This window comes from Streptomyces yangpuensis, assembly GCF_024666385.1.
Lineage (GTDB): Bacteria > Actinomycetota > Actinomycetes > Streptomycetales > Streptomycetaceae > Streptomyces > Streptomyces yangpuensis.
Map to the genome: position 1 here is coordinate 4497008 of NZ_CP102514.1, position 23667 is coordinate 4520674.

The 23667-nt window shown below is 73.7% G+C and carries 21 protein-coding genes; 16 read left to right on the forward strand and 5 right to left on the reverse strand.

The window, feature by feature from the left end:
• The first annotated feature begins 102 nt into the window (after positions 1–102).
• The 5 genes from NRK68_RS20680 (at position 103) to sucD (ending at position 7213) form a co-directional block, all read left to right on the forward strand.
• The gene (locus tag NRK68_RS20680) at positions 103–1209 is read left to right on the forward strand and encodes an ATP-binding protein (protein WP_257856391.1); all 1107 of its coding nucleotides are present in this window, start codon (positions 103–105) and stop codon (positions 1207–1209) included.
• Entirely contained in the window at positions 1206–3506 is a 2301-nt protein-coding gene (locus NRK68_RS20685; protein ID WP_257856392.1) for a DUF5682 family protein, read from the forward strand. The genes NRK68_RS20680 and NRK68_RS20685 overlap by 4 nt, the downstream gene beginning before the upstream one ends.
• Before the next feature lie 209 nt (positions 3507–3715).
• Positions 3716–4831 (forward strand): VWA domain-containing protein, encoded by a 1116-nt coding sequence (locus NRK68_RS20690; RefSeq protein ID WP_257857894.1) that lies wholly within the window; start codon positions 3716–3718, stop codon positions 4829–4831.
• A gap of 291 nt (positions 4832–5122) precedes the next feature.
• Positions 5123–6301, forward strand: coding sequence for an ADP-forming succinate--CoA ligase subunit beta (sucC, locus tag NRK68_RS20695; protein WP_183066888.1), 1179 nt, complete (start codon positions 5123–5125; stop codon positions 6299–6301).
• Between the two features lie 21 nt (positions 6302–6322).
• Positions 6323–7213 carry a succinate--CoA ligase subunit alpha gene (gene sucD, locus NRK68_RS20700; RefSeq protein WP_030764277.1) on the forward strand — a complete coding sequence of 297 codons (891 nt, stop codon included), beginning with the start codon at positions 6323–6325 and terminating at the stop codon, positions 7211–7213.
• Between the two features lie 78 nt (positions 7214–7291).
• Here sucD and NRK68_RS20705 read toward each other — a convergent pair whose 3' ends face one another.
• Entirely contained in the window at positions 7292–8572 is a 1281-nt protein-coding gene (locus tag NRK68_RS20705; protein ID WP_257856393.1) for a helix-turn-helix domain-containing protein, read from the reverse strand.
• Positions 8573–8691: 119 nt separating this feature from the next.
• On the opposite strand from NRK68_RS20705, the gene NRK68_RS20710 reads away from it, so the two are divergent.
• Positions 8692–10320 carry a cell division protein PerM gene (locus NRK68_RS20710; protein ID WP_257856394.1) on the forward strand — a complete coding sequence of 543 codons (1629 nt, stop codon included), beginning with the start codon at positions 8692–8694 and terminating at the stop codon, positions 10318–10320.
• Positions 10321–10445: 125 nt separating this feature from the next.
• Here the strand turns inward: NRK68_RS20710 and NRK68_RS20715 are convergent, their stop codons facing one another.
• Positions 10446–11030 carry a hypothetical protein gene (locus NRK68_RS20715; protein ID WP_183066886.1) on the reverse strand — a complete coding sequence of 195 codons (585 nt, stop codon included), beginning with the start codon at positions 11028–11030 and terminating at the stop codon, positions 10446–10448.
• 244 nt (positions 11031–11274) lie between these two features.
• On the opposite strand from NRK68_RS20715, the gene purN reads away from it, so the two are divergent.
• Positions 11275–11898: a phosphoribosylglycinamide formyltransferase gene (gene purN, locus NRK68_RS20720; RefSeq protein WP_030961027.1), complete on the forward strand. Its 624-nt coding sequence runs from the start codon at positions 11275–11277 to the stop codon at positions 11896–11898.
• Positions 11895–13490 carry a bifunctional phosphoribosylaminoimidazolecarboxamide formyltransferase/IMP cyclohydrolase gene (gene purH, locus NRK68_RS20725; RefSeq protein WP_183066885.1) on the forward strand — a complete coding sequence of 532 codons (1596 nt, stop codon included), beginning with the start codon at positions 11895–11897 and terminating at the stop codon, positions 13488–13490. The genes purN and purH overlap by 4 nt, the downstream gene beginning before the upstream one ends.
• An 81-nt stretch (positions 13491–13571) precedes the next feature.
• Here the strand turns inward: purH and NRK68_RS20730 are convergent, their stop codons facing one another.
• Complete coding sequence (locus NRK68_RS20730) at positions 13572–14234, reverse strand: hypothetical protein (RefSeq protein WP_257856395.1); 663 nt, start codon at positions 14232–14234, stop codon at positions 13572–13574.
• A gap of 244 nt (positions 14235–14478) precedes the next feature.
• On the opposite strand from NRK68_RS20730, the gene NRK68_RS20735 reads away from it, so the two are divergent.
• From NRK68_RS20735 to NRK68_RS20760, 6 genes are all read left to right on the forward strand, one after another.
• The gene (locus NRK68_RS20735; RefSeq protein WP_183066883.1) at positions 14479–15339 is read left to right on the forward strand and encodes a bifunctional methylenetetrahydrofolate dehydrogenase/methenyltetrahydrofolate cyclohydrolase; all 861 of its coding nucleotides are present in this window, start codon (positions 14479–14481) and stop codon (positions 15337–15339) included.
• A complete protein-coding gene (locus NRK68_RS20740) occupies positions 15329–15760 on the forward strand; it encodes a DUF3017 domain-containing protein (RefSeq protein WP_183066882.1) in 432 nt (143 codons plus the stop codon). The genes NRK68_RS20735 and NRK68_RS20740 overlap by 11 nt, the downstream gene beginning before the upstream one ends.
• A 262-nt stretch (positions 15761–16022) precedes the next feature.
• Positions 16023–17012, forward strand: coding sequence for a malate dehydrogenase (locus NRK68_RS20745; RefSeq protein WP_183066881.1), 990 nt, complete (start codon positions 16023–16025; stop codon positions 17010–17012).
• 143 nt (positions 17013–17155) lie between these two features.
• Positions 17156–18868, forward strand: a complete 1713-nt coding sequence (locus NRK68_RS20750; protein ID WP_183066880.1) for an AbeC-like domain-containing protein — start codon at positions 17156–17158, stop codon at positions 18866–18868.
• Between the two features lie 31 nt (positions 18869–18899).
• Complete coding sequence (locus NRK68_RS20755) at positions 18900–19247, forward strand: hypothetical protein (RefSeq protein WP_183066879.1); 348 nt, start codon at positions 18900–18902, stop codon at positions 19245–19247.
• A 3-nt stretch (positions 19248–19250) separates the two neighbouring features.
• Positions 19251–20228, forward strand: a complete 978-nt coding sequence (locus tag NRK68_RS20760) for a serine/threonine kinase C-terminal domain-containing protein (RefSeq protein WP_257856397.1) — start codon at positions 19251–19253, stop codon at positions 20226–20228.
• Positions 20229–20283: 55 nt separating this feature from the next.
• On the opposite strand, the gene NRK68_RS20765 is transcribed toward NRK68_RS20760, so the two are convergent.
• Entirely contained in the window at positions 20284–20736 is a 453-nt protein-coding gene (locus tag NRK68_RS20765; protein ID WP_257857895.1) for a carboxymuconolactone decarboxylase family protein, read from the reverse strand.
• A gap of 143 nt (positions 20737–20879) precedes the next feature.
• Here NRK68_RS20765 and pdxR point away from each other — a divergent pair, with 143 nt between their 5' ends.
• Positions 20880–22277, forward strand: a complete 1398-nt coding sequence (pdxR, locus tag NRK68_RS20770) for a MocR-like pyridoxine biosynthesis transcription factor PdxR (RefSeq protein WP_183066876.1) — start codon at positions 20880–20882, stop codon at positions 22275–22277.
• A 141-nt stretch (positions 22278–22418) separates the two neighbouring features.
• Here the strand turns inward: pdxR and NRK68_RS20775 are convergent, their stop codons facing one another.
• The gene (locus NRK68_RS20775) at positions 22419–23267 is read right to left on the reverse strand and encodes a hypothetical protein (RefSeq protein WP_183066875.1); all 849 of its coding nucleotides are present in this window, start codon (positions 23265–23267) and stop codon (positions 22419–22421) included.
• Between the two features lie 103 nt (positions 23268–23370).
• Between NRK68_RS20775 and NRK68_RS20780 the strand changes: the two genes are divergently transcribed.
• Positions 23371–23667 carry a hypothetical protein gene (locus tag NRK68_RS20780; protein WP_183066874.1) on the forward strand — a complete coding sequence of 99 codons (297 nt, stop codon included), beginning with the start codon at positions 23371–23373 and terminating at the stop codon, positions 23665–23667.

Consider the following 23667-nt stretch of genomic DNA (forward strand, 5'->3'; position numbering starts at 1 on the left):
GCCCTGACCTGCAACGACGTGCAGAACAGGGGGCGTTGTCAGTGGCGTGGTGCACCGTTGGAACAGCAGTCGGGAGCGGCTGCCGAGCATTGGAGGGGGACCATGAGCAAGCCCGAGAACGGCATCGGCGCCGAGGCGCTGCGACCGCACGCCGAAGACGCCTTCGCGCACGAACTGAAAGCCCTGGCGGCCGCCGACGACCGGCCCCGCCCGACCCGCTGGAAGCTCTCCCCGTGGGCCGTCGCCACCTACCTGCTCGGCGGCACGCTCGACGACGGCACGGTGATCACGCCCAAGTACGTGGGACCGCGCCGCATCGTCGAGGTCGCGGTCACCACCCTGGCCACCGACCGCGCCCTGCTCCTGCTCGGCGTTCCCGGCACCGCCAAGACCTGGGTGTCCGAGCACCTCGCGGCCGCCGTCAGCGGCGACTCCACCCTCCTCGTCCAGGGCACCGCCGGCACCCCGGAGGAAGCCATCCGCTACGGCTGGAACTACGCGCGGCTCCTCGCCCACGGCCCCAGCCGCGAGGCCCTCGTCCCCAGCCCCGTCATGCGGGCCATGGCCGAGGGAATGACTGCCCGCGTCGAGGAGCTCACCCGCATCCCCGCCGACGTCCAGGACACCCTCATCACCGTCCTGTCCGAGAAGACCCTGCCGATACCGGAGCTCGGCGAGGAGGTCCAGGCGGTGCGCGGTTTCAACCTCATCGCCACCGCCAACGACCGCGACCGCGGGGTCAACGAACTCTCCAGCGCACTGCGCCGCCGCTTCAACACCGTCGTCCTCCCGCTGCCCGCCACCGCGGACGCCGAGGTCGACATCGTGGCCCGCCGCGTCGACCAGATGGGCCGCGCCCTCGACCTGCCGGCCGTCCCCGAGGGACTGGAGGAGATCCGCCGCGTCGTCACCGTCTTCCGGGAGCTGCGCGACGGGGTCACCGACGACGGCCGGACGAAGGTGAAGTCGCCCAGCGGCACCCTCTCCACCGCCGAGGCCATCTCCGTCGTCACGGGCGGCCTCGCCCTGGCCGCCCACTTCGGGGACGGCGTCCTGCGCCCCTCCGACGTGGCCGCGGGGATCCTCGGCGCCGTCGTCCGCGACCCGGCCGCCGACAAGGTGGTCTGGCAGGAGTACCTGGAGACCGTGGTCCGCGAGCGCGACGGCTGGAAGGACTTCTACCGGGCCTGCCGGGAGGTGACGGCATGAGCACCGCCCGGCAGGGCCCGCTGCTCCTCGGCGTGCGCCACCACGGGCCCGGATCGGCCCGCGCGGTCCGGGCCGCCCTGGAGGCGGCCCGCCCGGCGGCCGTGCTGATCGAGGGGCCGCCCGAGGGAGACGCCCTGATCGCGCTGGCCGCCGACCCCGGCATGCGGCCGCCCGTGGCGCTGCTCGCGCACGCCGCGGACGACCCCGGCCGGGCGGCGTTCTGGCCGCTGGCCGACTTCTCCCCGGAGTGGGTGGCGATCCGCTGGGCCCAGGAGTCGGGCGTACCGGTCCGGTTCATGGACCTGCCCGCCGCGCACTCGCTGGCCGCCACCGGGGAGGCCGACGAAGCCGAGCCCGACGCGGTCCGGGTGGACCCCCTCGCGGTGCTCGCCGGGACCGCCGGGTACGACGACCCCGAGCGCTGGTGGGAGGACGTGGTCGAGCACCGCGGCACCGGCGGCGCGGGGGAGGAGGCCCTCGGCGCGTTCGAAGCCCTCGGGGAGGCCATGGAGGCCCTGCGCGAGGCGTACGGCGACGGCGGTCACCGCCGCGACCTGGTGCGCGAGGCGTACATGCGTCAGCGGATGCGCGCCGCCCGCCGGGAGTTCGGCGACGGGTACGCCGTGGTGTGCGGGGCCTGGCACGTCCCGGCGCTGCGGACGAGGACCACCGTCGCCGCGGACAGGGCGCTGCTGACCGGGCTGCCCAAGGTCAAGGTGGAGACCACCTGGGTGCCGTGGACCCACCGGAGGCTCGCCCGGGCCGGCGGGTACGGCGCGGGGATCACCTCGCCCGGCTGGTACGCACACCTCTTCGCGGCCCGGGACCGGCCCGTCGAGCGGTGGCTGACCAAGGTCGCCGGCCTGCTGCGCGAGGAGGACCGGCAGGTCTCCTCGGCCCACGTCATCGAAGCGGTACGGCTGGCCGAGACCCTGGCCGCGATGCGGGGCAGGCCCTTGCCCGGCCTGACGGAGACCCTGGAAGCGGTCCGGGCGGTGATGTGCGACGGCTCCGACATACCGCTCGCGCTCATCGAGGACCGCCTCGTCGTCGGCGATGTGCTCGGCGAGGTCCCGGACGCGGCACCTGTCGTACCGCTCCAGCGGGACCTGACGCGGCAGCAGCGGTCGCTGCGGCTCAAGGCGGAGGCACAGGAACGCGAGCTCGAACTCGACCTGCGCAAGGACACCGACGCGGCCAAGTCCCTGCTGCTGCACCGGCTGCGGCTGCTCGGCATCGACTGGGGCAGCCCGGCCGCCTCCCGCAGCAGCACCGGCACCTTCCGCGAGACCTGGCGGCTGCGCTGGCAGCCGGAACTGTCCGTGCGGGTGGCCGAGGCCGGGATCTGGGGCACCACCGTCCTCGCGGCCGCCACCGCCCGGGCGGAGGCCGACGCCGCGGCCGCCGGGGAACTGGGCGAGGTGACGGCGCTCGCCGAGCAGTGCCTCCTGGCCGGACTGTCCGAGGCACTGCCGGCCGTACTGCGGGCCCTCGCGGACCGCGCCGCGCTGGACACGGACGTCGCCCGGCTGGCGAAGGCCCTGCCGGCGCTGGCCCGTTCACTGCGGTACGGCGACGTACGGGGCACCGACGCCACCGCGCTCGGTGCGGTCGCGGCCGGGCTCGCCGAGCGGATATGCGTCGCGCTGCCCCCGGCCTGCGCGGCCGGCCTGGACGCCGACGCCGCGGCGGAGCTGCGCGGCCACATCGACGGGGTGCACACGGCGGTGGGCCTGCTGGCCGACGCCGACGCCGACGCCGAAGCCGACGACGGGCTGCGGAGGCGCTGGTCCGCGGTGCTGCGGAAGCTGGCGGACCGGGACACCGTGCCGGGCGTCATCCGGGGCAGGGCGGCCCGGCTGCTCCTCGACGACGGGCGACTGGAGGCCGAGGAGACGGCCCGGCTGATGGGGCTCGCGCTGTCCCCGGCCGCCCCGCCCGCCGACGCGGCGGGCTGGATCGAGGGTTTCGCGGGCGGGAGTTCGGGCGGCGGCACCCTGCTGGTCCACGACGACCGGCTGCTGGGGCTGATCGACACCTGGCTGGTGGGAGTGCCCGAGCGGGCCTTCACCGATGTGCTCCCGCTGCTGAGGCGGACGTTCGGGGCGTACGAGCCGGGGGTCAGGCGGGCCCTGGGCGAGCTGGTCCGGCGCGGCCCCGGTGGCCCGGCGGCGGCGCATCCGGCGGGCGAGGCCCCCGAGGGCTTCGCCCCCGAGCTGGACCGGGAGCGGGCGGACGCGGTGACGGAGCTGGTCCGGATGCTGCTGGCGGCTCCCGACGGGGTCGCGGCCCCCTGAGGTGCTGCCGTGCCGAGGGCGCGGCGCCGTTGCGGGGGCGCCGCCCCCGGACCCCCGCGCCTCACATGCCGGCGGGGCTGATCGAGCGACGACTACGACGAGTGCAGGGGGACGGACGGATGAGCGGTACGGAGACGAGCGTGGCGGCGGCCCAGGACACCGCGGACACCGCGGGCAGCGCCGGGGGCGAGCGGCTGCGGCGGTGGCGGATGGTGCTGGGCGGGGCAGACGCCGACGGGACCGGGCACGCGCTGACCGGGCGGGACGCGGCGATGGACGCCGCGCTCGGCGCGCTGTACGGCGGAGGCGGCGAGGCGGGGGCGCGCCGGGCCACAGGGACGGCGCGGTCGGCCGGACTCGGCGGCTCCGCGCCGAACGTGGCCCGCTGGCTCGGGGACATCCGGACGTACTTCCCCAGCTCGGTGGTCCAGGTGATGCAGCGCGACGCGATCGAGCGGCTCGGCCTGTCCGCCCTGCTCCTGGAGCCGGAGATGCTGGAGGCCGTCGAACCCGACGTCCACCTGGTGGGCACCCTGCTCTCGCTGAACAAGGCGATGCCCGAGACGACGAAGGAGACCGCGCGGGCCGTGGTCCGCAAGGTGGTCGAGCAGCTGGAGAAGCGGCTCGCGACCCGCACCCGGGCCACCCTCACCGGCGCGCTCGACCGCTCCGCCCGGATCAGCCGCCCCCGCCACCGCGACATCGACTGGGACCGCACGATCCGGGCCAACCTCAAGAACTACCTGCCCGAATACGGCACCGTCGTCCCCGAACGGCTGATCGGGTACGGCCGGGCGGCGCAGTCGGTGAAGAAGGAGGTGATCCTCTGCATCGACCAGTCGGGTTCGATGGCGGCCTCCGTCGTCTACGCCTCCGTCTTCGGCGCGGTCCTCGCCTCCATGCGCTCGATCGCCACCCGTCTGGTCGTCTTCGACACCGCCGTCGTCGACCTGACCGACCAGCTCGACGACCCGGTCGACGTCCTCTTCGGCACCCAGCTGGGCGGCGGCACCGACATCAACCGCGCCCTCGCCTACTGCCAGTCGAAGATCACCAGGCCCGCCGACACCGTCGTCGTCCTCATCAGTGATCTCTACGAGGGCGGCATACGCAACGAGATGCTGGGACGTGTCGCCGCGATGAAGGGGGCGGGCGTCGAGTTCGTGACCCTGCTGGCCCTGTCCGACGAGGGAGCCCCGGCCTACGACCGCGAGCACGCCGCGGCCCTCGCCGCGCTCGGCGCTCCGGCCTTCGCCTGCACACCCGACCTGTTCCCGGAGGTCATGGCAGCGGCGCTGGAGAAGAGGCCCCTGCCGGCCCCCTGAGATTCCTCCGACACGCCCGTCCCGGCACCCGGTGTGAATCGGCGGATCACACGAATTTCCAGTTCAACCGTAAGGCGTTCTGTGACAGGTATCACCGCTCAGGTGTGATCTGCGATTTAGGGCCGCACGCCCCACGGGGATAACCTGCCGGACGGACATGCCGCGTCCACGGTCACCGTGTGCGCCTTCCTAGTGACAGCGCCGTCACGTTGCCCTCCGCGGCACGCCCACGCAGATAGCAGACAACCGCGAATCACTGCGAATCTTTAAAAAGACAAGGGACGGACGCGCGTGGACCTGTTCGAGTACCAGGCGAGGGACCTCTTCGCCAAGCACGGTGTACCGGTGCTGGCCGGTGAAGTCATCGACACGCCTGAGGCGGCTCGCGAGGCCACCGAGCGGCTGGGCGGCAAGTCGGTCGTCAAGGCGCAGGTGAAGGTCGGCGGCCGCGGCAAGGCCGGCGGCGTGAAGCTGGCCGGCACCCCGGACGAGGCCGTCGCCCGCGCGACGGACATCCTGGGCATGGACATCAAGGGCCACACGGTCCACAAGGTGATGATCGCGGAGACCGCGCCCGAGATCCTCGAGGAGTACTACGTCTCGTACCTCCTCGACCGCACCAACCGCACCTTCCTGGCCATGGCCTCGGTCGCGGGCGGCATGGACATCGAGCAGGTCGCCGAGGAGACCCCGGAGAAGCTCGCCAAGGTCCCGGTGAACGCCAACGAGGGCGTGACCATCGAGAAGGCCCGCGAGATCGTCGAGCTGGCGCAGTTCCCGGCCGAGGTCGCCGAGAAGGTCGCCGCCGTCCTCGTGACCCTGTGGGACACCTTCATCGCCGAGGACGCGCTCCTCGTCGAGGTCAACCCGCTCGCGAAGGTCGCCTCCGGCGAGGTCATCGCCCTCGACGGCAAGGTCTCCCTCGACGAGAACGCCGAGTTCCGCCAGCCGGGTCACGAGGAGTTCGTGGACCACGCCGCCGCGAACCCGCTCGAGGCCGCCGCCAAGGCGAAGAACCTCAACTACGTCAAGCTCGACGGTGAGGTCGGCATCATCGGCAACGGCGCGGGTCTCGTCATGAGCACCCTGGACGTCGTCGCCTACGCCGGCGAGAACCACGGTGGCGTCAAGCCCGCCAACTTCCTGGACATCGGCGGTGGCGCCTCCGCCGCCGTCATGGCCAACGGTCTCGAGATCATCCTCGGGGACCCGGACGTCAAGTCCGTCTTCGTCAACGTCTTCGGTGGCATCACCGCGTGCGACGAGGTCGCCAACGGCATCGTGCAGGCGCTGGCCCTGCTGGAGGAGAAGGGCGAGGCGGTCACCAAGCCGCTCGTCGTTCGTCTCGACGGCAACAACGCCGAGCTGGGTCGCAAGATCCTCTCGGACGCCAACCACCCGCTGGTGCAGCGCGTGGACACCATGGACGGCGCGGCCGACAAGGCCGCCGAGCTCGCGGCTGCGAAGTAAGGGCAGAGGTCACAGACTCACATGGCTATCTTCCTCAACAAGGACAGCAAGGTCATCGTCCAGGGCATGACCGGTGCCACGGGCATGAAGCACACCAAGCTGATGCTGGCTGACGGCACCAACATCGTCGGCGGCGTGAACCCGCGCAAGGCCGGCACCACCGTCGACTTCGACGGCACCGAGGTCCCGGTCTTCGGTTCCGTCGCCGAGGCGATGGAGAAGACGGGCGCCAACGTCTCCGTCCTCTTCGTCCCGCCGGCCTTCGCCAAGGCCGCCGTCGTCGAGGCCATCGACGCCGAGATCCCGCTGGCCGTCGTCATCACCGAGGGCATCGCGGTGCACGACTCCGCCGCCTTCTGGGCGTACGCGACCGCCAAGGGCAACAAGACCCGCATCATCGGCCCGAACTGCCCGGGTCTGATCACCCCCGGCCAGTCCAACGCCGGCATCATCCCGGGCGACATCACCAAGCCCGGCAAGATCGGTCTCGTGTCCAAGTCCGGCACGCTGACCTACCAGATGATGTACGAGCTGCGCGACATCGGCTTCACCTCCGCCGTCGGCATCGGTGGCGACCCGGTCATCGGCACCACGCACATCGACGCCCTGGAGGCCTTCGAGGCCGACCCGGAGACCGAGCTGATCGTCATGATCGGTGAGATCGGCGGCGACGCCGAGGAGCGCGCGGCGGACTTCATCGCGAAGAACGTCACCAAGCCGGTCGTCGGTTACGTCGCGGGCTTCACCGCCCCCGAGGGCAAGACCATGGGCCACGCCGGCGCCATCGTCTCCGGCTCCTCCGGCACCGCGCAGGCCAAGAAGGAGGCCCTCGAGGCCGCCGGCGTCAAGGTCGGCAAGACGCCGACCGAGACCGCCGAGCTCGCTCGCGCGATCCTGAACGCCGCTCAGTAAGCAGCGGCCGTACGGCTGAACGGGCGTGGCCCGCACCCCTCGAAGGGTGCGGGCCACGCCCTGTTGCGCGACGGGGCCTCAGTCGATCCTCGGGGCGATGCGCGCCGGACCCGCCTCCGGGTCCGCGCGCAGCTTGTCGTGCAGTTGCCTGCTCCGTTCGGTGAGCTGCTGCGGGCCGCTGAGCGGAGGCACGCCGGACACGCTCGCGCCGGGCGCGAGCGGCGGGTCGTACCGGGTGGGCGCGGTCGCCGCCGTGTAGGCGGTGGCGGCCGTGATCATCGCGGTCAGCCCGAGGGTCGCCCGGTTCCACTGCCGGACGCGCCGCTCGCCGCCGCCGCGCACCGCGGCCGCCGGGCGCGGGTCGAGCGGGAAGGGCGGCCGCAGCGCGCCGAGCCGCTCCCGCAGCGCCGCGGACTGCTTCTCGGCCGGTACGTCGGCCAGTTCGGGGATCCGGGCGGCGAGATCGGCGTGCGCGTGCAGGATGCGGTTGCCCGCGGCCGGGGTGGTGGCCTCCGTCTCGGCGGCGGTGTCGGGCAGGTCGAGGCCCACGCCGTCGTAGAGCAGGACGACCCGGCGGTGGATCCTGGGCAGCGCGAGCAGGGCGTCGAGCAGGATCCGGTCCGCGGGATCGGCCGGGGGCCGGTCGGGCCGGCGGTGGGCGCGCCGGAGACGGTGCCAGGGGGAGAGCGCGTACTCGTACGCGATCGCCCGCACCCAGCCCACCGGGTCCGGGTCGGTGGCCACTTCGGGCCACTGGTCCCAGGCCCGCGTGAAGGCACGGTCCACCGCCTCCAGGGCGAGGGCGCGGCGGCCGGTGAGCAGGTAGGTCTGCCGGGCGAGGGCGGGCGCGGCCCGGTCGTAGAGGGTGTCGAAGGCCTCGGCCGGTCCGGTGGCGGAACGTGCGGCAAGCCGGGCGGCGGTCGCGGTCGCGGTCGCGGTCCCGGCGCCGCCGCCGGTGTCGGAGATGCCGGTGCCGGGGGTGCCGGCGGGCCCGTCCGGAGCCGCCGGCACACCCTCGGCCCAGGTGCCGGCAGCGGTCCCGGTCTCGGTTCCGGTCCCCGGCGTGACCGCGGCCGTGACCGCCACCAGGACCGGCGGTTCGGCCTCGTCGGTCCGGCCGTCCCGGCCCGGCCGCCCGGTCGCGTCCGCGGTCACCGCCGACTCGGGCAGCCCGGCGAGGAAGCGCGCGTACGCGTCGCGCTTGCGCCCGCGCGGGGTGGTGCGTCCGGACTCCCAGGCACGGACCGTCGCCGCGGCGACGCCCATCGCCTCCGCGACCTCATCGAGTGTCAGTTCCGCAGCTTCGCGCAGTCTTCGGCGCTCGTTCGGGGCGGGCAGGCCCTCGACGCTTCGTGTCATGCCGCACTCCCCGCGACCCGGCAGCCCTGAGCGAAAAAGTACATAAACGTATATTGGGCGACACCACGGACATTCGCCTGTTACCCGCCCATAGCGCGTGTCGAAGGCACCATGGCGGGGTGACCCAAGTGACCGAACGCGGGACCCGGTTGCCGGGGGCCCCGCGAGCCGGCGTGCGACGGCGTTCGCCGGCCGCAGCCGCATGTGTGGTGGGCGGCGCCGTCGCCGCCGGGCTCGGGCTCGGTTTCCTCGCCGTGCTCGTCATCGTCCTGTGGATCAGTTCCCCCTATCCCGACAGCGGTCCCGGCGGGGCCCTGCACCTCGCCGCCGGGCTGTGGCTGCTCGCCCACGGGACCGAACTGCTGCGGTACGAGACCCTTTCGGGCGTCCCGGCACCCGTCGGAGTGACACCCCTGCTGCTCGTCGCACTGCCCGTCCTGCTCCTGCGGCGGGCCGCCCGGCTGGGCGGCGCCTCCGACGAGGAGGACGAGGAGGTGCTGCCCGCGACGGCCGTGTTCTCGGCCGTGCTCTGCGGATACCTCGCCGTCGGAGCCCTCGCCACGGTGTACGCCGCCGGGGGCCCGATGCCCGCCGACCCGATCAGCGCCGCCTGGCATGTACCGCTGGTCGCCGTGCCGGCCGCGGCCGGTGGCGTGTGGGGGGCCAAGGGCAGGCCGCTCGGACCGCTGCCGAACTGGCTGCCGGGGGGCTTGCGACGAGGGTTCGTACGCCCTCGGTACGCGCTGGCGCTGCGGGCGGGCGCGGGTGGGGCCCTGGTGCTCCTGGGCGGTGGGGCGCTGCTCGTCGGTGCCTCGCTCGCCTGGCACGGTGCGCAGGTCCAGGCGTCGTTCCTGTCGCTGACCGGGGTGTGGTCGGGCCGGTTCGCGGTCCTGCTGCTCGCGATCGCGCTGATCCCGAACGCCATGGTCTGGGGGGCGGCCTACGCCCTCGGTCCCGGCTTCGCCCTCGGCGGCGAGGTGACGGCCACTCCGCTCGGCTTCGCGGGCGCGCCCGCGCTGCCCCGCTTCCCGCTGCTGGAGGCGCTCCCGGCCGCGGGGCCGGGCACTCCGCTGACCTGGGCCGCCGCCGGAGTGCCGGTGGTCGCGGGGCTGGCGGTGGGCTGGTTCGCGGTACGCCGGGCCCGCGAGGTGTCGTACGGGGAGACCGCGCTCACGGCGGCCCTCGGCGCGCTGGTGTGCGCCTTGGTGACGGCCGGGCTGGCCGCGGCCTCGGCGGGGCCGCTGGGCTCGCGGAGGCTGGCCGAGTTCGGGCCGGTGTGGTGGGCCACGGGTGCGGCGGCCTTCGCGTGGACGCTGGCACTGGCCGTGCCGTTGGCGGTGGGCGTGCACGCGTGGCGCTACCGCCCGGCCGAGGGGCCGGTCGCGGTGGACGCGGACACCCCGGTGGACGACGGATGGCACGACAGCGGGGTGCGGGAGCTCCGCTGGGAGGCGATGCGGAGGGCGTCGGGGGCGCTGGTGCCGGAGATGGTGGCCGAGCCAGTGGCTCCGCCGGTTGTGGCGGCTCCGGTGGTTGCGGCTGCGGCTGCGGCTGCGGCACCTGCGGGGCGGGCGCGGCGGGCGGTGACCGTGGTGTCCGGGCTGGACCTGGGGGCGGTGGCTCCGCCGGTGGCTCCGCCGGTGGCTCCGCCGGTTCCGCCTCTGGCTCCGCCGGTTCCGCCTCTGGCTCCGCCGGTTCCGCCGGCGATCGGGGTGCGGGTGCTTGCTCGGCGGAAGCCGCCTGCCTAGACCGTGCGGTCCGTTGCCGGGTGCGGCGCCGTTGCGGGGGCGCCGCCCCCGAGCCCCCGCGCCTCAAACGCCGGCGGGGCTGGATGGTGCGGCGGGGCTGGGATGGTGGGGCGGGGCTGGGACGGCTACTGGGGGACCTTCAGGACTTTGCCGATGACGTTGTCCGGGAGGAGGGTGTTGCACCGGAGTTCCGCCGACTTGGTGAGGGCGTCGTCGCGGCACACGTAGAAGTCCTTGTACGCGAGCTGCAGGGCGTACGAGCTCATGGCCAGCAGGATCGCCAGCGAGGCCGTCACCAGGCCGCTCACCGCCGCCGTGCGCTGGGGGCGGGCCGCCGGGCCGAGGGCGTCCAGGCCCTTCGGGGCGCCCGGCTCACCGGTCGTCGCCGCCGGCTTGCCGCGCAGCGCGCTGATCCCCCAGTACAGGGCGAGCGCGCCCAGCAGCAGGCCGACCGACGGGATCCCGAAGATCCCGAAGAAGAAGCCCCACATGCCCGCCAGCAGCGCGTACCGGGCGCGACGCTGGACCGGGTCCGTCGGGTCCCAGCGCGCCGGACCCCGCTGCCCGCCCGAGTCCCCCGGGCCGTTCCCGTCGCCGTTCCCGCCGTCGCCACCGCTGCGCGGCTGCCACGGCTGGTCGGGCCGGCCCTCGGGCGGGGCCGCGAAGGGGTTGTCGTCGGTGGGGGAGTCGGGCTGACGGCGGTCCGGCATCGGGTGTGTTACTTCCCCTGTGTCATGGACGTCACGAGGACGTCGAGGCGAGGTGAGGCCAGTTTGCGGCTTGTACGCCAGACGCTACCGCCCGCCCGTCCCCCCGTCCCTCGGGGGCTGTCCGGTGTGCCGGTATCGTTGCAGGCGGTCGGCGGCTTCGTATGGTTCCCCGTATATCGGTACCCCGAAGATTCGTATGACCACACAAAGACGAACACCGCAATTCCGCGAGAAAGGGCCTCCCATGGCCGCCTCCCGCCTGGTCGTGCTGGTCTCCGGTTCCGGCACCAACCTCCAGGCCCTGCTCGACGCCATCGACGCCCATCCCGGCGGATCCGAGGGCTTCGGCGCCGAAGTCGTCGCCGTGGGGGCCGACCGCGCGAACATCGCCGGCCTGGAGCGGGCGGAGAAGGCCGGGATCCCCACCTTCGTCTGCCCGGTGAAGGACTACGGGAGCCGTGTCGAGTGGGACGCCGCCCTCACCGCGGCGACCGACGCGCACGCGCCCGACCTCGTCGTGTCGGCCGGTTTCATGAAGATCGTGGGCAAGGAGTTCATCGACCGCTTCGGCGGCCGGTTCATCAACACCCACCCCGCCCTCCTCCCCGCCTTCCCCGGCGCGCACGGCGTACGGGACGCGCTCGCCTACGGCGCGAAGGTCACCGGCTGCACGGTCCACTTCGTGGACAGCGGCGTGGACACCGGTCCGATCATCGCCCAGGGTGTGGTCGAGGTCCGGGACGAGGACGACGAAGCCGCTCTGCACGAGCGCATCAAGGAAGTCGAGCGACAGCTGCTCGTCGATGTCGTGGGGCGCCTGGCCCGGCACGGCTACCGCATTGAGGGACGAAAGGTAACAATCCAGTGACCGCCGCAGACACCGCAGCGAGCAACGACCCGACCACGACCCGGCGGCCGATCCGGCGTGCGCTCATCAGCGTCTACGACAAGACGGGACTGGAAGAGCTGGCCCGCGGCCTGCACGGGGCGGGCGTCGCGCTCGTCTCCACCGGCTCCACCGCCTCCAGGATCGCCGCCGCCGGGGTGCCCGTCACCAAGGTGGAGGAGCTGACCGGCTTCCCCGAGTGCCTGGACGGCCGGGTCAAGACCCTGCACCCGCGCGTGCACGCCGGCATCCTCGCCGACCTGCGCCTGGAGGACCACCGCAACCAGCTCGCCGAGCTGGGCGTGGAGCCCTTCGACCTCGTCGTCGTCAACCTCTACCCGTTCCTGGCCACCGTCCAGTCGGGTGCCACCGAGGACGAGTGCGTCGAGCAGATCGACATCGGCGGCCCGTCGATGGTCCGCGCCGCCGCCAAGAACCACCCGTCGGTCGCCGTGGTCACCAGCCCCGAGCGGTACGCCGACGTCATCGCCGCCGCCCAGGGCGGCGGTTTCGACCTCACCGCGCGCAAGCGGCTGGCGGCCGAGGCCTTCCAGCACACCGCCGCCTACGACGTGGCCGTGGCCTCCTGGTTCACGAACGTGTACGCCCCGGAGGGCGAGGAGGGCGCGCTGCCCGAGTTCCTCGCCGGCGCATGGGAGCGCAAGGCCACCCTGCGCTACGGCGAGAACCCGCACCAGGCCGCCGCCCTCTACACGGACGGCCGGCCGGGCGGGCTCGCCAACGCCGAGCAGCTGCACGGCAAGGAGATGTCCTTCAACAACTACGTGGACACCGAGGCCGCGCGCCGCGCCGCCTACGACCACGAAGAGCCGTGCGTGGCGATCATCAAGCACGCCAACCCGTGCGGCATCGCCGTCGGCGCGGACGTGGCCGCCGCCCACCGCAAGGCGCACGCCTGCGACCCGCTGTCGGCCTTCGGCGGTGTCATCGCCGTCAACCGCCCGGTGACCGTCGAGCTCGCCGAGCAGGTCGCGGAGATCTTCACCGAGGTCATCGCCGCCCCCGGCTACGAGGACGGCGCGGTCGAGATCCTGGCCAGGAAGAAGAACATCCGCGTCCTGAAGGTCGACGGCACCCCGCACCAGCCGGGTGACCTGAAGCCCGTCAGCGGCGGCGCGCTGCTCCAGCAGAGCGACCTCTTCCAGGCCGAGGGCGACGACCCGGCCAACTGGACCCTCGCCACCGGCGAGGCCCTGCCCCCGGCGGAGCTCGCCGAGCTGGCCTTCGCCTGGCGGGCCTGCCGGGCCGTCAAGTCGAACGCGATCCTCCTCGCCAAGGACGGCGCCTCGGTCGGCGTCGGCATGGGCCAGGTCAACCGTGTCGACTCGGCGAAGCTCGCCGTCGAGCGGGCCGGCGCCGAGCGCGCGCAGGGTGCCTACGCCGCGTCCGACGCCTTCTTCCCCTTCCCGGACGGGCTGGAGATCCTGACGGCCGCGGGCATCAAGGCCGTGGTCCAGCCGGGTGGTTCGGTCCGTGACGAGCAGGTCGTCGAGGCCGCGCAGAAGGCGGGCGTGACGATGTACTTCACCGGGACCCGGCACTTCTTCCACTGAGTCCGGCCCGACACGGCGAAGGCCGCGACCCGCAGCAGCGGGTCGCGGCCTTCGCCGTGTCCGGGGCTCCGGCGGGCCCGCTCAGTAGCGCGGACGGTTGAACCAGGCGCCGGCCTTCGCCAGGCCGACGACGATCGTGATGCCCAGGGCCAGCGAGATCAGCGACGGGATGACACTGATGGCCGTGAGGCCGGCCTCGGAGTTCTCGCTCGCGCCGAGCGCCATCAGGTTGACGAGCACGCCGAGGACGGCGAACAGGCTCTGGACGGAGCCGTAGATGATGCCCGAGACACGGACGCCGCTGCCGCCCTTGGCCATCTTCGCCGCGGTCAGGATCGGCCACAGCGACAGGCCGATGACCAGGACGCCGACCACCACACCCACGGTGCCGGCCGCGGCCCCGGCCTCGTTCGCGGAGGAGCTGCCGGAGTCGGAGAGCACAGCGCCGAGCAGCGCGCCGCCGATGATGACGAAGAGGCCGCCCAGCAGCTGCAGGATGCCCAGGATCCAGAGGATGACGCGGGCCGCCTTCGCGCCGCCGGGCATCTCCATGTGGGGGCCGGGGTAGCCGCCCGGGCCGCCCGGGTAGCCGGCGGGGCCGCCGGGGTAGGCCTGCGGGGCCTGCTGCGGGTACGCGTAGCCGCCCTGCGGCGGGACGCCCTGGGGGGCCTGCTGCGGGTAGCCGTAGCCGGGCTGGCCCTGCGGCTGCTGTCCGTACGGATTGTGCGGGTCGCCGAAACTCATCTGGGGTGTTCCTCCGTGGAAGTGCGGGGACGCACGGCCATGAGCACGGAGGAATCCTGCACGGTGCGGTCCGCCCCCCGGCACTGCCCGCGGTACTTCAGTCGTTTCATCGTGGTCCGAGCGGTGATGCCTTGTCCAGCCGGTTGGCATACAGCCGGTCACTTGTTGTGCAAGTGCAATGGTCCTGCGGTCCTGCGAGCGCCTTGACTGGAACCATGGCCACCTCATCCGGGAGGATGGGGTCATGACCGCCCAGATTCTCGATGGCAAGGCCACCGCGGCCGCGATCAAGTCCGAACTGACCGCCCGTGTGGCGGCCCTGAAGGCCCGGGGCATCACCCCCGGCCTCGGCACCCTGCTGGTCGGCGACGATCCGGGCAGCCGCTGGTACGTCAACGGCAAGCACAAGGACTGCGCCGAGGTCGGTATCGCCTCCATCCAGCGCGAACTGCCCGGGACGGCCTCCCAGGAGGACATCGAGGAGGTCGTGCGGGAGCTCAACGCCAACCCGCAGTGCACGGGATACATCGTCCAACTCCCGCTGCCCAAGGGCATCGACACCAACCGGGTCCTGGAGCTGATGGACCCGCTGAAGGACGCCGACGGCCTGCACCCCACCTCCCTGGGCCGGCTCGTGCTGAACGAGCCGGGCCCGCTGCCCTGCACCCCGTACGGGATCGTGGAGCTGCTGCGCCACCACGACGTCGAGATCAACGGCGCGCACGTCGTGGTCCTCGGCCGCGGGATCACCGTCGGCCGGTCCATCGGCCTGCTGCTGACCCGCAAGTCCGAGAACGCCACCGTGACGCTGTGCCACACCGGTACGCGCGACCTCTCCGGGCTGCTGCGCCAGGCCGACATCATCGTCGCCGCGGCCGGTGTCCCGCACCTGGTCAAGCCCGAGGACGTGAAGCCCGGCGCGGCCGTGCTCGACGTGGGCGTCAGCCGCGACGAGGCCGGCAAGATCGTCGGCGATGTGCACCCCGGCGTCGCCGAGGTGGCCGGGTGGATCTCGCCGAACCCGGGCGGTGTCGGCCCGATGACCCGCGCCCAGCTGCTCGTCAACGTCGTCGAGGCGGCGGAGCGGACCGGCAGTGCGAACTGAGCCGGGCGCCGAGCGGGTGAACGGGAGCGGCACGGCCAGGTCCCGCCGCTTCCCGTCGGTCACGCGGGACACGGCCCGCCCCGAGGGGAGCGGCCGCGCCGTGCCCGGGGCCGTGTCCACGCCCGCCCGTCAGTGGCCGATGCTCAGCGTGCTCGCCGCGACCGCGGTGGGCCTGCTGACCACGGCGCTCGGGCAGGCCCGGGTCGGCTGCCTGGTGATCGGCGTGGCCCTGATCGCGGCGTCGGTGCTGCGGCGCGTGCTGCCCTCGGTGGGGATGCTCGCCGTGCGCTCCCGCTTCACCGACATGATCACCTACGGGGTGCTGGGCGTGGCGATCACGCTGCTCGCGCTGGTGATGGAACCCCAGCCGTGGCTGGAGGTCCCGTTCCTGGAGAGCGCGGTCCGCTTCACCGTGCGCTGAGTGCGGCGAGGGCGCCGGCAGGTCGGTCGCGGACCGCAGGACCGGGCGGATCACGCGTGCCGAACAGGGGGCCGGGAGCCGGATGCGCCTTCGAACCCTGTGGTCCGTGTGCCACGCACCACAGGGACCCGGGGGTTGGGCCGCGCCCGGGTCGGATAGCCTGACCGCGGATGTCTCTTCACGTCAAGATTTACAGGGGAGCGGCGTCCTCCAGCACATGGGGCAGGGACGCCCCACCGCCAGCTGTCTAACGGAGAAGGCCATGACCCGCACTCCTGTGAATGTCACCGTCACCGGCGCCGCCGGCCAGATCGGCTACGCGCTGCTCTTCCGTATCGCGTCCGGTCACCTGCTCGGCGCCGACGTGCCGGTCAAGCTCCGCCTCCTGGAGATCCCCCAGGGCATGAAGGCCGCCGAGGGCACCGCCATGGAGCTCGACGACTGCGCCTTCCCGCTGCTCAAGGGCATCGACATCTTCGACGACCCGAACAAGGGCTTCGAGGGCGCCAACGTCGCGCTCCTCGTGGGCGCCCGTCCGCGCACCGCGGGCATGGAGCGCGGCGACCTGCTCGCCGCCAACGGCGGCATCTTCAAGCCGCAGGGCCAGGCCATCAACGCGCACGCCGCGGACGACATCAAGGTCCTCGTCGTGGGCAACCCGGCCAACACCAACGCGCTCATCGCGCAGGCCTCCGCCCCGGACGTACCGGCCGAGCGCTTCACCGCGATGACCCGCCTGGACCACAACCGCGCGATCTCGCAGCTCGCCAAGAAGACCGGCGCCGACGTCACCGACATCAAGCGCCTGACCATCTGGGGCAACCACTCGGCGACCCAGTACCCGGACATCTTCCACGCGGAGATCGCCGGCAAGAACGCCGCCGAGGTCGTCAGCGACCAGGCGTGGCTCGCCGACACCTTCATCCCGACCGTCGCCAAGCGCGGCGCCGCGATCATCGACGCCCGTGGCGCCTCCTCCGCCGCCTCGGCCGCCAACGCCGCCATCGACCACGTCCACACCTGGGTCAACGGCACCGCCGAGGGCGACTGGACCTCCATGGGCATCCCGTCGGACGGCTCCTACGGCGTCCCGGCCGGTCTGATCTCCTCCTTCCCCGTCACCTGCAAGGACGGCAAGTACGAGATCGTCCAGGGCCTGGACATCAACGAGTTCTCCCGCACCCGCATCGACGCCTCCGTCCAGGAGCTGTCGGAGGAGCGCGACGCGGTCCGCGAGCTCGGCCTGATCTGATCCGTCACCGCTCGCCGGGACCCGCGGACACCTCCGCGACCTCGGCAAGCGGGACGGACCGAAGCGCCCCTGCCCCGACGGGCCGGGGCGCTTTGGCGTGATTCCGCCTGTCGGACGGTGTAGGGGAAATCTAAAGTCGGGCGGTGACCGAGAGCCCGATTCCCCGTCAGCCCGCAGTCGATCCGCAGCACGACCCCCCGGGCGGCCGTCCGCCCGTCGACCCGGCGGTCAGCGAGGCCGGCCGCTTCCTGTGCGCCGGCACTTACCTCGACGCCGGGTACCGCGACCGGGTCATCGAGGAGCTGTACGTCCACGAGGAGCGCATCGTCGCGCCCTCCTACGGCTTCGACGCCTCGCGTGTCCTCGCCCACGCCCTCCGCGCCCGCCGCGGCGAACTCGGCTGGGCCCTGGGCATCCTGGGCGCCTGGTTCGCGGGGTCCCTCCTCACCGGGGGCGCCCTCGCCGTGGTGCTCGTCCCGTTCCTGCTGCTGAGCCTCGCGGGCTGGCTCCGGGCCAGGTCCGGGCTGCTGCCGCGCCTGCTGGCCCTCGCCGTGCGGATCTACGCCTGGTGGAACCTGGCCGTCATCGTGCTCCTCGTCCTCGGGATCTGGCTGGCCCTGCTCGGCGCCTTCGGCGACGGGGACGACGGCCCGTTCGCTCTGGGCGGGCTGCTCTTCTCCGGCGGCATCGGCGGCCCGGCGGCCGGGTTCGTCCTCGGCTGGGTGCCCGCCGTCTTCGCCGGCGTCGTCACCCTGGTCGGACTCCAGCGCGGCCACGTCGCCCGGACCATCGCCGGAGACCTGAGCCGGGACCGGTACGCCCACCGCGCGTCCGACCCCGCGGAGGCGGACCAGGGCGTACGGTTCGCCCGCGTACGGCAGCGCATCCTGCACGAGCAGCACTCGCCGATGGTCCTGTACGACATCAACGACCCGTTCGTCGGGGCCGGCGAGCCCTACCGCCCCTGGCAGGTGTCCTTCGAGCTGCGCCCCCGCGAGGACCTCGAACCCGGCCGCGCACCGCAGCCGCTCACCAACGACCGCATCATCGCGGGGATCCTGCCGCTGCTGGAGCGGCTGCGGGTGCCCTCGCAGCACGGGTCCCCGCAGGCCGAGGCCGCCGTGATGGACCGCCTGCGCGAACTGGTCGTCGACAGCTGCGTGTTCCTGCCGGGCGGCGGCCTGGACCACCGCGACGAAGGCCCGCTCCTGCGGGCCGACTTCGAGGCGCACCGGGCGGCCGCCGTCGAGGAGGGCGGCGAACGCCGACGGTACTTCCTGCGCGTCCGCGTCGGCGGCTGGGACGAGAACCTGGTCGTCACCGTGTTCGTACGGGTCCACACCCAGGGCGGGATGATGATGGTGGAGGTGGCGCCGCACGTGCTGCTGCCCGTCCACGTCACCTTCCACAACGCGGACGCGGACGCACACCGCTACCTGAACAACAGCCGCTTCGGGAAGGCGGTCTGGGCCCTGCGGCACACACCCGGCTCCTTCACGGCGTCCCTGGTCACCCTGGGCCGCGGCATCGCGAGCTGGTGGCGGATCGCCTCCGGCGGCCACGGCGGCGCCCGCCCGGAGGGGCCGCGCGCCTCGGTGCGCGAACTCGCCGCACAGGACAACGGCTCGCTGTTCCACCTCATGGACCTCGACCGGTATCTGAAAACCGTTCAGGACCGGATCGTCGCCGGCATTACCGTCGTCCTGGACGAGAACGGCTGGTACACCGAGGCCTTCGCGCGCCGGGCCGACGTCCAGATCAACGCACACTTCGGGGACGTGACCAACAGCGCGATCAGCCTCGGCGGCCGCGGCAACCACAACAGCACACACAGGGGGAGTCATGGCAACGGGTGACGGGGGAGCACGGGGAGCGCAGGAGCCCACCGTGCGGTTCGGCGACATCCACGGCAGCGCGGTCAGCATCGGCGGCTCCCACAACACCAACACCGTCCACCAGGGCGGTACGGGAGCGGCCGCACCCGGCGCGGCGGAGCTGCTGGACGCGGTGCTCGCCCTGCGCGAGGCCCTCGTACGGGAGGCGCCCCGGGGCGCCGACAGGACGGCGCTCGACGCCGAACTGGACGGGGTCGCCGAGCAGCTGGAAGGCTCGGAGACGATCAGGCCCGGCCTCGTCGGCCGGCTCCGCGCGGCGCTGGAGCGGTGGGCCCCGCTGATCGAGACGGTGAGCGCGGCCGCCGCCCTGGGCAGCCTGCTCGGCGCGCTGGGGGGCTGATCCGTGGCTCCGCCGCAGCCGCCGTCCGGACCGCGCCGCTGGGACGCGCAGGCACAGCGCTGGGTGGTGGACCCGGCCCCGGCCGGGCCCGCACCGGGCGCCGCCGCGGGCCTGCCGCCGCTCCCGCCGCAGCCGCCGACCGCGCCGCCGGCGTACGACCCGCTCGGACCGGGCGCCCAGGCGCCGCCTCCACCCCCGTACGAGGCACCGCCCGGGCCGTCCGGGCCGTCCGGGCCGTCCGGGCCGTCCGGGCCGCCCGGACCGCCGACCGGGCCCTCCGGCCCGGTGCGCGGCCGGTGGCTGACTCCGGCGACGGCGGGCATCGCCGTCGCCTCCGTCGCGATCGGCGCGGCCGCCGTGTGGTTCGTGGCCCGGGACACGGGCGACGCCGACCGCGCGGGTGAGAAGAACGGGACGGTGACCTCGGGCACGCCGACGGGGTCCGGCGGCTCCCCGTCCCCGTCCGCGTCCACCGGATCCCCGACCGGGGGCACCGGGCCCACCCGCACGCCCACCCCCGGACCGACCGGCACCGGAGCCGGCGGCGGAGCCCATGAGACCCGGCAGGACACGGCGGGCTTCACCATCGCCGTGCCGACGGGCTGGGTGCGGGAGGAGCTCAAGGAAGGGGTCTTCTACCGCTCGCCCGACCGGACCGCGCTGATCCAGGTGTTCCGGGTGTCGGAACCGGAGCTGAGCCCGCTCGCCGCGGTCAGGCAGGCCTCCACCCACCTCAGGGCCGGCACCCGCGGGTACGAGGAGATCAGCGTCGGCCCGGTCTCCGGCTCCTCCGGCGCGGCGGAGCTGGTCTACCAGTACGACAGCGAGGAGTCGCGCGGGGTGCGGCGCGGGGTCGAACGGGTCTTCGTCGCGGCGGACGGCGGCAAATGGGCGGTGCTCACCGCCGGCCCGGCCGCCGAGTGGCAGGTCACGCAGGACCACCACGCGGCGGCGCTGGCGGCGTTCCGGCCCGCCGGCTGACGCCGGAGCGGGCCCGGGGCCGGGTTCCAGGGCCCGGCCCCGGCCCCGGAGCCGGTCAGGCCTTGTACATGCCCGGCTTGTAGTGACCCGGCACCATGCGGGTGGTCACGCCGATGCGGTTCCACACGTTGATCGTCGCGATGACGGCGATCAGCTGGGCCAGTTCCCGCTCCTCGAAGTGCGCCGCGGCCTTCTCGTACACCTCGTCGGGCACGAAGCCGTCGGTCAGGACGGTGACGGCCTCGGTGAACTCGATCGCGGCGAGCTCCTTCTCGGTGTAGAAGTGCCGTGACTCCTCCCAGGCGCCCAGCAGCACGATCCGCTCGACGCTCTCGCCCGCGGCGATCGCGTCCTTGGTGTGCATGTCCAGACAGAAGGCGCAGTGGTTGATCTGGGAGGCCCGGATCTTGACGAGCTCGACGAGGGACGGCTCCAGGCCCTTCCGGGAGGCGATCTCCAGGGCCAGGACGGCCTTATAGACCTCGGGGGCGAGCTTCGCCATGTGCATGCGCGGGGTGTGCTCGGGCGCGTGGTCGTGGTCGTGGGTGTGGGTGTGGGTGGGGGTGGGTGAGGGGGTCTGCCGGTTCTCCGCGGTGGTCGTCATGCGATTCACCCTAGGAGCAGAGCGGCCCGGAGATATGGTCCATATCCATGACGGAACCTTGGGCCACTTTCGGCGCCGACCTCCATCTGGACCTCTCCGCCGGGCACGGTCTGCGGGCCGGCCTGACCGAGGCGCTGCGCGAGGCCGCGCGCAGCGGGCGGCTGGCCCCCGGCACCCGGCTGCCGTCCTCCCGCACCCTCGCCGCCGACCTGGGCATCGCCCGCAACACGGTCGCCGAGGCGTACGCCGAACTCGTCGCCGAGGGCTGGCTGACGGCCCGGCAGGGCTCCGGCACCCGGGTCGCCGAACGGGCGCGCCCGCGCCGGCCCGCGGCAGCGGCACCCGTACGGCGCCCCGCCCGGCGGGGGCCCGCGTACAGCCTGGTCCCCGGCACCCCGGACCTGGGCGGCTTCCCGCGCGCCGGCTGGCTGTCGGCGGCCCGGCGGGCGCTCACCGCCGCCCCGAACGAGGCCTTCGGCTACGCGACCGACGGGCGCGGACGCGTCGAGCTGCGCCGGGCTCTGGCGGGCTACCTGGCGCGGGCGCGCGGCGTGTACGCGGACCCGGACCGCATCGTGCTGTGCGCGGGGTTCCTGCACGGGCTGAAGCTGCTCGCGGCGGTGCTGCGGGCACGGCGGGTGCGGGAGGTCGCGGTCGAGGGGTACGGCCTGGACTTCCACCGGGACGAGCTGGTGCGGGCGGGGCTGCGGACCCGGCCGCTCGGGGTGGACGGCGAGGGCGCCCGTACGGGGGAGCTGACGGCCGCGTCCGGCGCGGTGCTGCTGACCCCGGCCCACCAGTTCCCGACGGGCGCGGCCCTGACCCCGGCCCGCCGGGCCGCCGCGGTCGACTGGGCCCGGACCACGGGCGGGCTGATCCTGGAGGACGACTACGACGGGGAGTTCCGTTACGACCGGCAGCCGGTGGGCGCCCTCCAGGGCCTGGATCCGGACCGGGTGGTGTACCTCGGCACGGCCAGCAAGTCCCTCGCCCCGGGGCTGCGGATCGGCTGGATGGTGCTCCCGACGGGGCTGCTGGAGGAGGTGACCGCGGCGAAGGGGTACACGGACTGGACCTCCAGCACGCTGGACCAGCTGACGCTCGCGGAGTTCATCGCGTCCGGGGCGTACGACCGGCACGTGCGCGGCATGCGGCTGCGCTACCGGCGGCGGCGGGACGAGCTGGTGGCGGCCGTGGCCGGCCGGGTGGCGGGGGTCTCGGGGATCGCGGCGGGCCTCCACGCGGTGCTGGACCTCCCGGCGGGCACGGAGCGGTCGGTGCTGCAGTCGGCGGCCTGGCAGGACCTGGCCCTGCACGGCCTCTCCGCCTTCCGGCACCCGCAGGCCGGGTTCGCCCCGCGGGACGCGCTGGTCGTCGGCTACGGGACCCCGTCGGACAGCGCCTGGTCCCCGACCCTTGCGGCGCTCGCCGCCTCCCTGCCGTGACCCTGCGGTGCCGGCTGGAAAATCCAGCCTCGCCGGCGTTTGAGGCGCGGGGCTCGGGGGCAGCGCCCCCGCAACGGCGCGGCACCCGGCCATGCACGGGATCACGGCAAGACGGCGCCTCAGGCGGGAAACCCGGCCCGCTCAGCCGAGTGGTGCGGCCGGGGCCGACGGCGGCTCCGGTTCGCCGAAGCGGGACAGGGCCAGCGAGCCGGCCACCGCCACGGCGAAGCCGGTCACCGCCAGCCACGTCAGGCCCTCCCGGGTGCGGTCGCCGAGCCAGACCACGCCCACCACCGCCGGGCCGATCGTCTCGCCGAGCACCAGCCCGGCCGTCGCGACCGTCACCGAGCCGCGCGCCAGCGCCGAGGTGAGCAGCAGGAACCCGGCCGCCCCGCCCAGCAGGAGCGCGTACAGGGCGGGGTTCGCGAAGTCCCACGGCGAGTCGACGAGCCGCACCGAGACCTCCACCACGCCGAAGCCCGTGCCCGAGCCCAGGCCGAGGACCAGGGCCCGCGGCCCGTCCGGCAGCCCGCCCGCGACCGCGCCGACCAGCAGCACCAGCGCCGCCACCGCCAGCAGCCCCAGCTTCAGCGCGAGGGAGCCCGTCCCGCTGCCCTCCTCCCCCGCGGAGAGCCCCAGCATCAGCAGCCCCAGGCACACCACGCCCACCGCGCACCACTCCGCCGGGGACAACCGCACCGCCATGAGCCGCGACGCGACCACCGCCGTCACGGCGAGACTGGCGGCCAGCGCGGCCCCGACCACGTAGATCGGCACATGACGCAGCGCGATGATCTGCAGGACGAATCCGGCCCCGTCCAGGCCGAGGCCGAGCAGATAGCGCCACTGCCGGGCGGCCCGCAGGAACAGGGCCGCGTCCACCCCGGACCCGCTGCCGGGCTCCACCGCCCGCGTCGCGACGGCCTGCAGGACGGACGCCGTACCGAAGCAGAGCGCCGCACCCAGCGAGCAAATCATCCCAATCAGCACGAAATGACTCTAGGTCACGGATCTCACGACGGCCGGATTCCATCGGCCGGGGGCACCGTTCTAGTCTGTCGGGAGCACGCCAGGCCCCAGGGGGACAGCAGACATGGACAGCAGCAGCATCAATCAGCGCCGTATGCGCTCCGGCGCGGTCGCTCTCGGAGGGATGGGCCTGCTCGCGGCCACCCTCGTGGCCTGCGGCAGCAGCGACGAACCGGACCGGCGCTGCGCGTCGCGCTCCACGCTGGACCACCTGAACAGCAAGGAGTGCAAGACCGGCGGAACCGGCGCGTACTACTACGGCGGTCACGTCAGCAACGGCAAGGTCAGCGGCGGCAGCTTCGACAAGTCGGCCGTCACCCGCGGCGGCATCGGCGGCCACTCCAGCTCCAGCGGCGGCTGA